We start from the raw sequence: 13,980 nt of genomic DNA, 5'->3' as shown, positions 1-13,980 counted from the left end.
AACATCTTCGTTTTTCGATGTCAACTAAGTTTTTCAATTTCTTTTTTGTCGTTTTCTGCGTTTCCGCATCAGCGACGTTTATTAATTTATCATATACTCACTCTTAACGTCAACACTTTTTAATAAAAAATTCTTTTTCTTACATAACGAATACATTCTTCTCTATTAGCAACTCTCCGAAATAAACAAAAAATGATTTTATATCTTTCTTCCATCGCTTTTTTCACAACGCTATGTATACGCTCATCTTCAAAATCAAATAAAAGTTCCTCTAACTCTCTCTTCAGTATGTATTCCATTTCTTTTCTCTCTTCCTTCGTTAACATAATCCCAAGCAAATTATCACCCCAATAGTTCCTTACATATATCAATAAACGCCCCACTCATTTTCAATTACCAATAATGTATCATCAAAAAATAAAATTCTATCATTCATTATATCCACCACCTACGATGTTAATCCCTTGTTCTCTTTTTTAAATTTAAAGCATATATGTAACTGAAAAGGATTGGACAAAGGGGCGTAATATTATGTTTTTCTTTTTTATTACGAGTAAAAGAACATTTAAACACATTAGCTTAATAGTCGTACTTTCTTTATTTACAGCATGGCTACTCTTTTTAAAAACATATTCACATGAATCTGCTTTTTCAACTGCTACTGGCCCTAAGGTGATTTACAAAGGGGACACCGCAAAAAAACAAGTTGCATTCACGTTTGACATTAGTTGGGGAGATAAAAAAGCTATTCCAATCCTTAATACACTCAAAGAAAGAGAAATTAAGAATGCAACCTTCTTTCTCTCTGCTGCATGGGCCGAAAGACACCCTGATATTGTCGAACGCATCATGAAAGATGGACATGAGATTGGTAGTATGGGCTATAATTACACATCCTACAATTCACTAGAAGCAAATGAAATACGAAGAGATCTTTTGCGAGCGCAAGATGTTTTTACGAAACTTGGTGTAAAACAAGTCAAGCTATTACGCCCACCTAGTGGCGACTTTAACAAAACAACCCTTAAAATAGCCGAATCACTCGGATACACCATCGTTCATTGGAGTAACAATTCAAATGACTGGAAAAATCCCGGCGTAAATAAAATCGTTTCCACAGTCTCTAGCAATTTAAAGGGTGGAGATATTGTCTTATTACACGCTTCTGATTCTGCTCTTCAAACAAATAAGGCTTTACCATTACTCTTACAAAAATTAAAGAGCGACGGATATGAACAAACATCTGTATCACAACTTATTTCCAACACAAGTACGAAAAGCGAAGATATTAAGTAATTCTTTTCTACACGATTCTTCACACATAAAAAGCTCTGCTATTTTAATGAAAAATAGCAGAGCTTTTTTATCCTCGTATTTACAAACGATAAGAATCTGGCTAATTACAAATCCACTCTCTCCTCATTAAGCTGACTTACTCTTTTGTCCAATTAAACGATGCAATACAAGTAACTGATATGAATTACATAATAGGAGTGGTATCACCATTAAATATAACCAATCTGTATCATTAATCCGGAGCGCTGGTACCCATTCAACAATTGTTACAACAACCATAAAGAACAGAGCGGGCACAAATGCTTTTTTATTCGTTTCTTTACTCTTTATGTATGCGACAATTGCCCCAAACACAAATAATATCCCCGCAACAAGTATGTTATTCCCTAATGAAGCTTCCCCATTTGCAATAAGTACTGACCTTAAATAAACGAAATCAAACAATACGAACGCAATAAAGAAGAGTTGCACCGCATTCCATAAAGACGATGACCGAAACATCCCTAATCCAAAACGATGGATCGTTAAATACGCAAAGAATCCCATTTGACTTATAACACTAAAAATAAATCCTACGCCCATCAACCAAAAAGAAATTGCTAAAATCTCTTTTCCGTCGAAATTTTGAAAAAATTTAGCGTACTTGTCCCATTCTAAAACAAATCCAATAAAGACTGTGCTAATCCCACCCAGAAACAACGTCGTAAAAAATAGTCGTACCCACTTGCGGCTATTCACAACACATCCCCCATTATTCTTATATTTCTAATTAAATTGTATCAATGACAATTTCAAAAAGCTAGCCATGTTAATGTATAAATTCCTTAAAGAGATTTATATTAAAAAAAGAGAACTGTGCTGAAAGGAGCTCCAATTTATGAAACGGCTGCTGCTCGTTTTGATTTCTTCTTTTCTATTTATCGCACTAGTGGCATGTGCACAAGAAAAAGAAGCAAAATCCGAACTTGATTATGATCAAACAAAAAAAATGATTGTTGATATTTTAAAAACAGACCAAGGAAAAAAAGCGATCCAAGATGTATTAACTGATGAAAAAATGAAACAAGCACTCATACTAGATGAAACAGTAGTAAAGAAAACGATTGAAGATGCAATGGTATCCGAAAAAGGGCAACAATTCTGGGAAAAGCTCTTTAAAGACCCTGAGTTCTCATCGAAATTTGCTAAAAGTATGGGAAAAGAACAAACAAACTTAATGAAAACTTTACTAAAAGACCCTGAATACCAATCAGGTGTTATAGAGATTATGAAAAATCCTGAAGTAGAAAAAATGATGTTACAAACAATGAAGAGTAAAGAGTATCGTCTATATTTACAACAAGTACTAACCGAAACTGCCGAAAGTCCACTCTTCCAGACTAAGATGATTGACATCATTAGTAAAGGTGTACAAAAAGCCGAAAAAGGCGGGTCTGATAAAAAAGGTGCAGGCGGTGAAGGTGGTTCTCAAGATGGGAACAAAGAACAACAATAAAAATTATAGTAATGAGTGGACAATGTATATATTGTCCACTCATTTCTACTTTATTTTTGCGCGACAGCTGTTTTATCAATAACTGTCTCAGCTATCGAACGATAAATAAGACCAGTAGTATGTGTATCTTCATATACTGACGGCGCAAAGTCCTCCTTATTCCAATCCGGTTGTTGAAGTGGAATTCGGCCAAGCACATCCGTTTGGAGTTCCGTAGCTAATTTATCTCCTCCACCTCTTCCAAACACATACTCTTTTTCACCAGTTGCTTTACTTTCAAAATACGCCATATTTTCAACAACGCCAAGAATACTATGTTCTGTACGTAAAGCCATAGCCCCAGCACGCGCTGCTACAAACGCTGCTGTTGGATGCGGCGTTGTTACAATAATCTCTTTGCAAGCTGGCAACATCGAATGCAGATCTAGAGCCACATCACCCGTACCTGGCGGTAAATCTAATACTAAGTAATCTAAATCACCCCATTCTACTTCTGTGAAAAAGTGATTTAACATTTTCCCAAGCATCGGTCCTCTCCAAATAACGGGTGCGTTATCTTCTACAAAGAATCCCATTGAGATTACTTTCACACCTAGACGCTCCACTGGTATTATCTTATCACCTCTTACGATTGGGCGTTTTTCGATGCCCATCATATCAGGTACACTAAAACCGTAAATATCCGCATCAATGATACCAACCTTTTTCCCTAAACGAGCTAAAGCAATTGCAAGGTTAACAGAAACAGTCGATTTCCCTACTCCACCTTTTCCACTTGCCACTGCTAAAAATGTTGTATTTGAGTTCGGTGATAATAAGGATTCACTTTTCTCTTCCTCTTGCGGTGGTGCAAACTGAGCTAATTCCTCTTCTGTAAATTCTGCAAAACGAAGTCCAACTGTTGTTGCCCCAAGTTCTTTTACTAACTTTACAATTCCAGACTGCAACTGCATTTGTTCCGCTGTACCTGTTTTTACAATTGCAATTTTAACACTTACATGTTCCTTCTCAGGCTTGACCGTTACCTCTTTAATTGCATTTGTTTCTTTTAACGTTTTATGTAAAAACGGATCTACAATCCCTTCCAACGCTTCCACTACCTGCTCTTTTGTTACCATAATTAGCCCAGCCCCCTGTATGAAAAATAACGTAATGTTAATTGAATTTATCTCTCTTTATTTTTGAAATAAATGCGTTTACATTTTCAGTATAACATATTTTCGGAAAACTTCGTTAACGAGAGAAACTCGAAAAATCCTCCTTATTCCGGAGGATTTCCTTTTTCTGTGAAGTAACGTAATATACCACGATATATTGCAGCTGCTACTTTTTGCTGATACTTCTCCGAATTTAGCATATACCTTTCATTCACATTCGACAAAAAGCCAGCCTCAATCAAAGCACCCGGTTTTTTAGCATACTTCAATAAGTACACGTGAGGAATTGTTTTAGCAGAACGATTCGTATTTTCTAAGCTTGTTCTCAATTCAGCCTGTATAAATTTCGCAGCCCGTTCATTTTCAATTAAAGAACGGTAATAAAACGTTTGTGCGCCTTTAGATCCACCGCTAGTTAGAGCGTTTAAATGAATGCTTGCAAAAAAGTCTACATCAGGCTTATTAATAATCTCTACACGCCTTTTTAAGTCCTCTGCTTTACGCCTACTATATGACTTTGTATCTTTGTTAGCTAAATCATAATCTCCTTCACGAGTTAAAATAACTAACGCACCTTGTTCTTGTAAATAATCTTGTACTTTTTTTGTAATTTCAAGCGTAATATCTTTTTCTACAATATCCTTTCCACCAACAGCCCCTCCGTCTGGACCACCATGCCCAGCGTCTAGTACGATCACTTTCCCTGATAAGGGCAAATTCCAGGCTCGCCACGATTTTGTAATTTGAAATTCTTGTTTGACTAAAAAAAACAAAACAACCGCAGCGAGCGCAAAAGAGATAATTCGAATTCTCTTCATACCTTTCCTCCTCCAGCTAGTCCCTCTAATTACTTATATGGGACAAGAGGAAAGTTTATGCTTGTCTTAGTGTAGCTTTAATCGATATCTTCGTTCACCTTTTTCATACCCTTCCTGCCACCACAGGCCGATAAACTGCTGGCAAGATTCAAAAAGTAATTCCTCGTCTTGCAGTTTAATTTCACGCATAGTCATACTTGTTAAAAATTGAAATAATGTTTCAGTTAATTGTTGCTCTTCTTCCAAGGCTCTATATTTCACATCAAAGAATGATTCACCATAATAACCAAATTTACTGTATCTCGCTCCTAATAAATAAGATTCTATCCCTAGTTCAATACAATAATCTTCATACTGACGATGAAGTTCTTGCATCTGAAAGGCATCACGAATATTTGAGCGCAATGTTTTTAATGATAATTCTCGCAGCATCTTCCGCTCGTATTTCAACTGCTTTTCTTTTTGTTTTTCTTGTAAGCTGACAATGACATTCATAGTACTTATAAACCTCCCTAATACGTATTAGTCTAAACTTCTAAAGAAGAAGCATACGCAAGGCGGTGGCACTAAAATATTCCAAACTACAAAAATTACAAAAGAGGAATTAAACATAAAAAAACCCCAACCAAAATGGTTGGGGTTTGTAGTTCGCAAAAATTAACGTTTTGAGAACTGAGGTGCACGACGTGCGCCTTTAAGACCGTATTTTTTACGCTCTTTCATACGTGCGTCACGAGTTAATAGACCTGCACGTTTTAATGTTAGACGGTATTCTGGATCAGCTTTTAATAAAGCGCGAGAAATACCGTGACGAATAGCACCAGCTTGACCAGTGTATCCACCACCATTTACGTTTACAAGTACATCGTAGTTACCTAAAGTTTCTGTTGCAACTAGAGGTTGTTTCACTACTTCACGTAATGCAGCAAATGGGATATAGTTTTCAAAATCACGACCGTTAATGATAACGCGTCCTTCGCCTGGAACTAGGCGCACGCGCGCTACTGAACTCTTACGACGTCCAGTGCCATAGTATTGAACCTGTGCCAAAGTAAGCCCTCCTTTAATTAATTATCCGCGAAGTTCGTAAACTTCTGGTTTTTGTGCTTGGTGTGGATGCTCTGCTCCAGCATACACGTTTAATTTCTTAGATACTTGACGTCCTAAACGTCCTTTTGGAAGCATCCCTTTAATTGCAAGCTCTAACATTTGTACAGGGTAGTTTGTACGCATTTCTAGAGCTGTTCTTTGCTTAAGTCCACCTGGGTGGTTAGTGTGACGGTAGTAAATTTTATCGTTTAATTTATTACCTGTTAAATGAATTTTCTCAGCGTTAATAATAATTACATGATCACCCGTGTCAACGTGTGGTGTAAATGTAGGTTTGTTTTTACCACGTAAAATGGATGCTACTTCAGTAGATAGGCGACCTAAAGTTTGACCTTCAGCATCAACCACATACCATTTACGCTCAACTTCGTTAGCTTTTGCCATAAAAGTCGTACGCATGTGTTTCCCTCCTCGTTATCTTTTCCATAGAAAAAATCTATTGTTTATCTTAAACACGATTTCCTTCCGGGGCTAATCGTGGTTTTAGAAACAATACCATATGTTATGATATACTTTTGAGTTTCTAATGTCAAGCAAATGTTACACCAGGATTAGTTGTTATAGTTTACCTGCCATAAGTAAAGTCCATGGCCTGGAGCCATCTTTCCAGCAAACTGGCGATTTTGTTTCGCTAAAATCTCTGGAATGCTATCAGGATCAAGCTTTCCTTGCCCTACGTTAAGTAACGTACCAACAATAATTCTGACCATATTATATAAAAATCCATTACCTACAAAACGAAAAATTAATTCATCGTCTTGCTCAATTAACTCAATTTCATAAATTGTTCGCACTTTATCTTTTTTGTCAGTTTTTGCCGAACAAAAAGAAGTGAAATCATGCGTTCCAATAAAATAAGGAATCGCTTTTCTTATAGAGTTTATTTCAAGTGGATATGGATATTGATATACATAATTTCTACGGAATACATCCGCAGTCTTTGATAATAATACACGATAACGATATTCTTTTTTCTCGACACCGTAACGCGCATGAAATTCTTCTGTTTTTTTCTCTACCTGTCTGATAACAATATCATCTGGCAACATCGTGTTTAAAGCATTACTCCATTGCCACTCTGCAAGAGACAAAGGGGTATCAAAGTGTATCACTTGTCCTTTTGCATGAACGGTAGAATCTGTTCTACCCGATGCTTGAACACGAACAAGTTCTCCTTTATGCAATTTCTGCAATGCTTTCTCTATCTCTTGTTGAACAGTACGATGCTGCGGCTGAATTTGATAACCACAAAAATGCATGCCATCATATGCAACCGTACATTTTATTCTATCCATTTCTTTATTCTCCATTACGATCGCACCCATGCCAAAATACAAGCTAAACAAAGTAAGCTTATAATCGTTACTGTATCACTTGTTTTCCAGCGTAGTTGCCTAAATTTAGTACGTCCTTCGCCACTTTGATATCCACGCGCTTCCATCGCAATCGCTAAGTCCTCTGCACGCTTAAAAGCACTAATAAATAACGGAACGAGTAGTGAAATAATAGCTTTCATCCTATCTTTTATCGGTCCCCCGGCGAAATCAATGCCACGTGACGCTTGTGCTTTCATAATTTTACTCGTTTCATCCATTAATGTCGGGATAAAACGTAGTGAAATTGACATCATTAATGCGATTTCATGAACAGGAACTTTTATACGCTTCAACGGCTTTAATAACGTCTCCAACCCATCTGTAATTTCAATAGGTGTCGTCGTTAACGTTAATAATGTCGTCATTAAAATAATAACGAAGAATCGTATAGAAATGTATATCCCTTGCTCTAATCCTTTTTCATGTATCGAAAACCAACCAAGCTGGAATAGTACTTCCCCTTCTTTATTTGTAAAAATATGCAGGAAAAATGTAAAAAGAAAAATCCATAGAATTGGTTTTAAGCCCGAAAGTACATAACGAATCGGCACTTTTGCAAAAAATAAAGCAATGAGTGCATACAAAAATAAAAATCCATATGAAATCGCATTATTTGCTAAAAAAACAACAAATACATATAAAAAGACAATCAACAGCTTCGTACGAGGATCAAGTTTATGAATGACTGACTGACCTGGAATGTATCTCCCAATGATCAACTGCTGCATGATTCATGACCACCTTTTCGTAACACCTGTACAACTTCATGAGTAAGATCCTCTAAAGATAAGGTAGCCTTCGAAATTGAAATACCAAACTTTTCTTCAATTGCACGTTTATACTTTAAAGACATCGGAAGATCCACACCAATTTTCTCTAATTCATCTCCATGTGAAAATACTTCCTCTGCTCTTCCTTGCAAAAAGACCGTTCCTTTATGCATGACCACAATTTGATCTGCATACTTAGCAGCATCCTCCATATTGTGGGTGACAAGAATGACTGTAAGCCCCTGTTCCTTATGAAGCTTGTAAAACATCTCCATGAGCTCGTGCTGTCCTTTAGGATCAAGCCCTGCTGTAGGTTCATCTAATACAAGCACTTCGGGTTCCATCGCAAGTACGCCTGCTATTGCAACGCGCCTCATTTGCCCACCGCTTAACTCAAACGGAGAACGTGCTAATAACTCTATGTCCAATCCAACAAGCTGGATTGCATCTTTCGCCTTTTGTTTTGCCTCTTCTTCAGATACACCAAAATTAGTAGGTCCAAAACAAATATCCTTCTCAACTGTCTCTTCAAATAGCTGATGTTCTGGGAACTGAAAGACAACCCCTACTTTTTTTCGTAGTGGTTTAAGTTTCTTTTCTTTCTTCCCTGCTGAAATTAAATGTTCGCCAATTTGAACCGTACCATTTGTCGGCTGTAATAAACCATTTAAATGTTGAATCATCGTCGACTTTCCTGAACCAGTATGACCAATAATGGCATAATAGCCCCCACTTGGAAACGACACGTCTACATCATAAAGTGCGCGTCTTTCAAATGGAGTTTTATATTGATAACGATGTTCTACTTTTTGGAATGTAATCTCCAAAGTTCGTTCACCAAGCTTTCCATTGTAAGATGCGTATTTTGCAAGTGAATTTCATTTCTTTTTAATAATTCTGCTATTTTCACCGAAAAAGGTACATCTAATCCAATCTCTTGGAGCATATGAGAGGATTTGAAAATTTGCTCTGGAGTACCTTCCTCTAATATTTCTCCCTTGTTCAAAATAATAATACGGTCTGACTGTGCCGCTTCTTCTAAATCGTGCGTAATCGATAACACCGTAATACCCTTTTGATTAACAAGTTGTCTAACCGTTTCTACTACTTCAAGTCTCCCCTGAGGGTCTAACATTGAAGTTGCTTCATCTAGTATTAAAATAGATGGCTGAAGTGCTAAAACACCTGCTATTGCGACTCGCTGTTTTTGTCCGCCAGATAACGAATGGGGTTCATCATTAAGAAAATCTTCCATACGGACCAGTTGCAGGGCTTGTTCTAATCTTTCTATCATCTGCTCCCTTGGCATTCCGATATTTTCTAGACCAAATACAACGTCATCTTGTACTGTCGTTCCAACAAATTGATTATCAGGATTTTGAAATACCATCCCAATTTGTTTTCGAACATCCCATACCGTTTCCTCTGATAAAACCACTGTATCATTTACAGTAATGGTCCCTGATTCCGGTAAAAACAAACCATTCAATAATTTTGCAAGTGTAGATTTACCTGAACCATTTTGTCCAATAACAGATACCCATTCTCCTTCATATAAGGAAAATGAAACACCTTTTAATGCATAAGAGGCTGCCCCAGGATATTGAAATGATATATTTTCTGTCCGAAGTTTCTCTTTTTTCAATACAAGGCACCCTTTCCTTCGCCAAGTTAGCCTATTTTTTATATTTAAAAAAAAAGGGCCATGACCAGTTACTTGAAAAGAACTGTCCTGCCCTTTTAATCATCATTATACTAACTCGATAATTACCATTGGTGCTGCGTCTCCGCGACGTGGACCAATTTTTGCAATACGAGTGTATCCGCCTTGGCGCTCAGCATAGCGTGGAGCTACATCAGCGAATAATTTTTGAAGTGCATCTTGACCAGTCTCAGCGTTAGCAACTTCATTGCGAATGAAAGCTGCTGCTTGACGACGAGCATGAAGATCTCCGCGTTTACCTAAAGTGATCATTTTTTCCACTACAGAACGAAGTTCTTTTGCACGAGTTTCTGTCGTTTGGATGCGCTCGTTGATAATTAAATCAGTAGCTAAATCACGTAACATAGCTTTACGTTGCGCACTTGTACGGCCTAATTTTCTGTATGCCATTCGTAGTTCCCTCCTTTGTTGATGGGTTTAAATCCTCAGTCGTCTTTACGTAAACCTAAACCTAATTCCTCAAGTTTATGTTTAACTTCTTCTAAGGATTTACGTCCTAAGTTACGAACTTTCATCATATCTTCTTCTGTTTTGTTCGCAAGCTCTTGTACAGTATTAATTCCTGCACGTTTTAGGCAATTATAAGAACGAACAGAAAGATCTAGTTCTTCGATAGTCATCTCAAGAACTTTCTCTTTTTGATCTTCTTCCTTCTCGACCATAATCTCAGCATTTTGTGCTTCATCAGTTAAACCAACAAAGATATTTAAATGCTCAGTTAAGATTTTGGCACCTAAAGAGATAGCTTCTTTTGGCCCGATGCTTCCATCCGTCCATACATCAAGCGTAAGCTTATCATAATTAGCCACTTGTCCGACACGTGTCTTTTCCACTTGGTAAGTTACACGTGATACTGGAGTATAAATAGAATCAATAGGAATTACTCCTATTGGTTGATCTTCGCTTTTATTTGCATCAGCTGGCGTATACCCACGGCCACGCTTTGCAGTTAAACGCATGCGGAAATGCGCATTTTTTGCTAACGTTGCAATGTGTAAATCTGGATTTAAGATTTCTACATCACTATCGTGAGTAATATCAGCAGCTGTGACAATACCTTCGCCCTGCACATCAATTTCCAACGTCTTCTCTTCTTCAGAGTAGATTTTAAGAGCTAACTTTTTCAAGTTTAAGATGATCGTCGTAACGTCTTCTACTACGCCCTCAACTGTTGAAAATTCATGTAATACGCCATCGATTTGGATAGCAGTAACAGCGGCACCAGGGAGTGAGGATAAAAGAATACGACGTAAGGAGTTACCCAAAGTAGTACCATATCCACGCTCAAGCGGTTCAATTACGAATTTACCATATTTAGCATCTTCGTTAAGTTCAACCGTTTCGATTTTCGGCTTTTCGATTTCAATCATTAACTAAACCCTCCTTCAAAACGTCGAAACCCCGGTTAAACAAAGGGATACCCCCTGTCTAACCGAAAGTCCCCCTTAGGCAGTTCCCGATTGTGCACAACAAGCGATGTTTCTGTACGAAATTTCTCGATAATGCATCATATCCATTATAGACAAAAGGGAAAATTCTATACAGAAAAATTACACACGACGACGTTTTGGTGGACGACATCCATTATGAGGAACTGGAGTAACATCTCTAATTGCTGTTACTTCTAGACCTGCAGCTTGAAGAGCACGAATTGCAGCTTCACGACCAGCACCAGGACCTTTAACAGTAACCTCTAATGTTTTTAAACCGTGCTCCATTGCAACTTTAGCAGCAGCTTCAGCAGCCATTTGCGCAGCGAATGGAGTAGACTTACGAGATCCACGGAAACCAAGTGCACCAGCACTAGACCAAGAAAGTGCGTTACCATGAGTATCTGTAAGTGTTACGATTGTGTTGTTGAAAGTAGAACGAATATGAGCTATACCAGCTTCAATATTCTTTTTCACACGTTTTTTACGAGTGTTTGTTTTACGTGCCATTGTTAGTTCAACCTCCTTTACTTATTATTTCTTTTTATTTGCTACTGTACGACGTGGACCTTTACGTGTACGAGCATTGTTTTTAGAGTTTTGACCACGAACTGGTAAACCACGACGGTGACGAAGACCACGGTAAGAACCGATCTCCATTAGACGTTTAATGTTAAGAGATACTTCACGACGAAGGTCTCCCTCAACTTTAATACGATCGATGATATCACGGATACGTCCTAGTTCGTCTTCCGTTAAATCACGAACTCGTGTTTCTGAAGAAATACCAGCTTCAGTAAGAATTTTTTCAGCAGTTGTGCGACCAATGCCGAATACGTAAGTTAAAGAAATAACAACGCGTTTGTCTCGAGGAATATCTACACCTGCGATACGTGCCATTCTGAATGCACCTCCTTCTGATTAACCTTGTTTTTGTTTATGTTTAGGGTTTTCACAAATAACCATTACTTTTCCACGTCTACGAATAACTTTACATTTTTCGCAGATTGGTTTAACTGACGGTCTTACTTTCATGTCTCGAACCTCCTTAAAGATTACGGAGTGCTATATTATTTAAAACGGTACGTAATACGACCACGATTTAAATCGTACGGAGATAATTCTACCGTAACTTTGTCTCCTGGTAAAATACGAATGAAGTTCATACGGATTTTACCAGAAACGTGAGCCAATACGACATGCCCATTCTCTAATTCTACTTTGAACATAGCATTTGGCAACGTTTCAAGAACGGTACCTTCGACTTCAATTACATCATCTTTAGCCATTCAATAGTTCTCCCTTCTTCAAATCAGTAACATTTTACACTGCTCTGAAATCCCGGAGAGCCAGCTACTTATAAAGTGGTAAGGATTTCGTATCCTGCTTCTGTAAGAGCAATCGTGTGCTCAAAGTGGGCACACCATTTACCATCTACCGTTACCACTGTCCAGTCATCAGATAGTGTTTTTACATATCGTCTTCCTTGATTCACCATCGGCTCAACACAGATGACCATTCCCGGCTTTAATCTAGGGCCTCTATTTGGTGGACCATAGTGCGGGATTTGAGGGTCCTCATGTAAGTCTTGCCCGATTCCGTGACCAACATACTCCCTAACGATCGAGAACCCATTCTCTTCAGCATGGGTTTGAACCGCATGTGAGATATTTGATAATCTTTCGCCTGGTTTTACTTGTTCTAGACCAAGATACAACGATTTTTCTGTGACATCAAGTAGCTTTTGAACAGATTCAGAAATGTTTCCAACTGGATACGTCCATGCAGAATCTCCATGGTACCCATTGTATTTCGCACCAATATCGATACTGATGATATCGCCCTCTTCGAGCTTGCGCTTCCCTGGAATTCCGTGTACAAGCTCTTCATTTACAGAAGCACATATGCTCCCCGGAAATCCGTTGTATCCTTTAAAAGATGGCGTAGCACCATATTTTCGAATCGTCTTTTCCGCTATTTGATCGAGCTCTTTCGTTGTAATTCCTGGAGTAATGTGCTGTTTCAACTCTTGATGAGTTAAAGCAACGATCCTGCCGGCTTCTCGCATGATTTCTATCTCGCGAGGAGTTTTGCAGATGATCATTACGCTAAGCCTCCGATGAGAACATCGATATCAGCAAATACTTTATTGATATCTTGCTCACCATTAATGCTTTGTAAGTAACCAAGCTCCTCGTAGAAATCAAGCAAAGGTTTTGTTTGCTTAATATTTACATCTAAGCGATTTGCCACAGTTTCTTCATTGTCATCAGAGCGTTGATATAATTCGCCACCACATTTATCGCACACATCAGCTTTTGCTGGTGGATTGAATTCTAAGTGGTAAGTCGCACCGCACTCTTTACAAATGCGACGGCCTGTAAGGCGTTTTAATAACAACCCTGAATCCACATTAATGTTTAAAACATAGTCGATTTTTTTGCCAAGATCTTTCATAATCTCTTCAAGAGCTGATGCTTGTGCAACAGTTCGTGGGAAACCGTCTAGTAAGAAACCTCTTACGCAGTCTTCTTGACTTAAACGTTCACGAACGATTCCGATTGTAACTTCATCTGGAACAAGCGCACCTTTATCAATAAAAGATTTTGCTTGTAGACCCATTTCAGTTTCAGCCTTCATAGCTGCACGGAACATATCTCCTGTTGAAATGTGAGGGATGTTATACTTGGCAACAATCTGTTCGGCTTGTGTACCTTTACCAGCACCAGGAAGCCCCATTAAAATTAAGTTCATCCTTGTTCCCCCTCAGAGTACATGAGCATGTAGGGAAGACAATTCTTCCCA

Annotated in this window: 21 protein-coding genes; 2 read left to right on the top strand and 19 right to left on the bottom strand. The window is 38.1% G+C overall.

Features of this window, described 5'->3' with window-relative positions; genetic code table 11:
* Positions 1–119: 119 nt before the first annotated feature.
* Positions 120–338 (bottom strand): hypothetical protein, encoded by a 219-nt coding sequence (locus JDS80_RS24120; protein WP_033656695.1) that lies wholly within the window; start codon positions 336–338, stop codon positions 120–122.
* 193 nt (positions 339–531) lie between these two features.
* Here JDS80_RS24120 and pdaB point away from each other — a divergent pair, with 193 nt between their 5' ends.
* A complete protein-coding gene (pdaB, locus tag JDS80_RS24115) occupies positions 532–1,296 on the top strand; it encodes a polysaccharide deacetylase family sporulation protein PdaB (protein ID WP_000464724.1) in 765 nt (254 codons plus the stop codon).
* 126 nt (positions 1,297–1,422) lie between these two features.
* On the opposite strand, the gene kbaA is transcribed toward pdaB, so the two are convergent.
* On the bottom strand, positions 1,423–2,034 hold the full coding sequence (gene kbaA / locus JDS80_RS24110; protein ID WP_199640153.1) for a KinB signaling pathway activation protein KbaA: 612 nt from the start codon (positions 2,032–2,034) through the stop codon (positions 1,423–1,425).
* 139 nt (positions 2,035–2,173) lie between these two features.
* Here kbaA and gerD point away from each other — a divergent pair, with 139 nt between their 5' ends.
* Positions 2,174–2,791 (top strand): spore germination lipoprotein GerD, encoded by a 618-nt coding sequence (gerD, locus tag JDS80_RS24105; RefSeq protein WP_199640152.1) that lies wholly within the window; start codon positions 2,174–2,176, stop codon positions 2,789–2,791.
* Between the two features lie 50 nt (positions 2,792–2,841).
* Here the strand turns inward: gerD and JDS80_RS24100 are convergent, their stop codons facing one another.
* The 17 genes from JDS80_RS24100 to JDS80_RS24020 form a co-directional block, all read right to left on the bottom strand.
* Positions 2,842–3,909, bottom strand: coding sequence for an Mrp/NBP35 family ATP-binding protein (locus JDS80_RS24100; protein ID WP_199640151.1), 1,068 nt, complete (start codon positions 3,907–3,909; stop codon positions 2,842–2,844).
* Between the two features lie 143 nt (positions 3,910–4,052).
* The gene (gene cwlD / locus JDS80_RS24095) at positions 4,053–4,766 is read right to left on the bottom strand and encodes an N-acetylmuramoyl-L-alanine amidase CwlD (protein WP_071747336.1); all 714 of its coding nucleotides are present in this window, start codon (positions 4,764–4,766) and stop codon (positions 4,053–4,055) included.
* Between the two features lie 66 nt (positions 4,767–4,832).
* Complete coding sequence (locus JDS80_RS24090) at positions 4,833–5,261, bottom strand: YbaK family protein (protein WP_001101006.1); 429 nt, start codon at positions 5,259–5,261, stop codon at positions 4,833–4,835.
* A gap of 162 nt (positions 5,262–5,423) precedes the next feature.
* Positions 5,424–5,816: a 30S ribosomal protein S9 gene (rpsI, locus tag JDS80_RS24085; RefSeq protein ID WP_000079986.1), complete on the bottom strand. Its 393-nt coding sequence runs from the start codon at positions 5,814–5,816 to the stop codon at positions 5,424–5,426.
* A gap of 21 nt (positions 5,817–5,837) precedes the next feature.
* Positions 5,838–6,275 carry a 50S ribosomal protein L13 gene (gene rplM / locus JDS80_RS24080; RefSeq protein ID WP_001260795.1) on the bottom strand — a complete coding sequence of 146 codons (438 nt, stop codon included), beginning with the start codon at positions 6,273–6,275 and terminating at the stop codon, positions 5,838–5,840.
* A 152-nt stretch (positions 6,276–6,427) separates the two neighbouring features.
* Positions 6,428–7,171: a tRNA pseudouridine(38-40) synthase TruA gene (gene truA, locus JDS80_RS24075; protein ID WP_002094769.1), complete on the bottom strand. Its 744-nt coding sequence runs from the start codon at positions 7,169–7,171 to the stop codon at positions 6,428–6,430.
* A 14-nt stretch (positions 7,172–7,185) separates the two neighbouring features.
* Positions 7,186–7,980, bottom strand: coding sequence for an energy-coupling factor transporter transmembrane component T family protein (locus JDS80_RS24070; RefSeq protein ID WP_001186537.1), 795 nt, complete (start codon positions 7,978–7,980; stop codon positions 7,186–7,188).
* Positions 7,968–8,849, bottom strand: a complete 882-nt coding sequence (locus tag JDS80_RS24065) for an energy-coupling factor ABC transporter ATP-binding protein (protein ID WP_071747338.1) — start codon at positions 8,847–8,849, stop codon at positions 7,968–7,970. Before JDS80_RS24065 ends, JDS80_RS24070 begins: the two co-directional genes overlap by 13 nt.
* Positions 8,825–9,667 (bottom strand): energy-coupling factor ABC transporter ATP-binding protein, encoded by an 843-nt coding sequence (locus tag JDS80_RS24060; RefSeq protein WP_071747339.1) that lies wholly within the window; start codon positions 9,665–9,667, stop codon positions 8,825–8,827. The genes JDS80_RS24065 and JDS80_RS24060 overlap by 25 nt, the downstream gene beginning before the upstream one ends.
* 105 nt (positions 9,668–9,772) lie before the next feature.
* Positions 9,773–10,135: a 50S ribosomal protein L17 gene (rplQ, locus tag JDS80_RS24055; RefSeq protein WP_000331490.1), complete on the bottom strand. Its 363-nt coding sequence runs from the start codon at positions 10,133–10,135 to the stop codon at positions 9,773–9,775.
* Positions 10,136–10,170: 35 nt separating this feature from the next.
* Positions 10,171–11,115 carry a DNA-directed RNA polymerase subunit alpha gene (locus JDS80_RS24050; RefSeq protein ID WP_000569644.1) on the bottom strand — a complete coding sequence of 315 codons (945 nt, stop codon included), beginning with the start codon at positions 11,113–11,115 and terminating at the stop codon, positions 10,171–10,173.
* 180 nt (positions 11,116–11,295) lie between these two features.
* Positions 11,296–11,685, bottom strand: coding sequence for a 30S ribosomal protein S11 (gene rpsK / locus JDS80_RS24045; RefSeq protein WP_000101797.1), 390 nt, complete (start codon positions 11,683–11,685; stop codon positions 11,296–11,298).
* Positions 11,686–11,709: 24 nt separating this feature from the next.
* The gene (gene rpsM / locus JDS80_RS24040; protein ID WP_000090790.1) at positions 11,710–12,075 is read right to left on the bottom strand and encodes a 30S ribosomal protein S13; all 366 of its coding nucleotides are present in this window, start codon (positions 12,073–12,075) and stop codon (positions 11,710–11,712) included.
* A 21-nt stretch (positions 12,076–12,096) separates the two neighbouring features.
* Positions 12,097–12,210, bottom strand: a complete 114-nt coding sequence (gene rpmJ / locus JDS80_RS24035) for a 50S ribosomal protein L36 (protein WP_000868344.1) — start codon at positions 12,208–12,210, stop codon at positions 12,097–12,099.
* A 35-nt stretch (positions 12,211–12,245) separates the two neighbouring features.
* Entirely contained in the window at positions 12,246–12,464 is a 219-nt protein-coding gene (gene infA / locus JDS80_RS24030) for a translation initiation factor IF-1 (RefSeq protein ID WP_001029884.1), read from the bottom strand.
* Between the two features lie 68 nt (positions 12,465–12,532).
* Positions 12,533–13,279, bottom strand: a complete 747-nt coding sequence (gene map, locus JDS80_RS24025) for a type I methionyl aminopeptidase (protein ID WP_000582542.1) — start codon at positions 13,277–13,279, stop codon at positions 12,533–12,535.
* Positions 13,279–13,929: an adenylate kinase gene (locus tag JDS80_RS24020; RefSeq protein WP_001048996.1), complete on the bottom strand. Its 651-nt coding sequence runs from the start codon at positions 13,927–13,929 to the stop codon at positions 13,279–13,281. Before JDS80_RS24020 ends, map begins: the two co-directional genes overlap by 1 nt.
* Positions 13,930–13,980: the final 51 nt, after the last annotated feature.

The sequence above is a fragment of the Bacillus cereus group sp. N8 genome, assembly GCF_016483685.1.
Taxonomy (GTDB): domain Bacteria; phylum Bacillota; class Bacilli; order Bacillales; family Bacillaceae_G; genus Bacillus_A; species Bacillus_A proteolyticus.
Note: the sequence above shows the minus strand (reverse complement) of the source record. Positions and strands in the feature narration are given on the sequence as shown.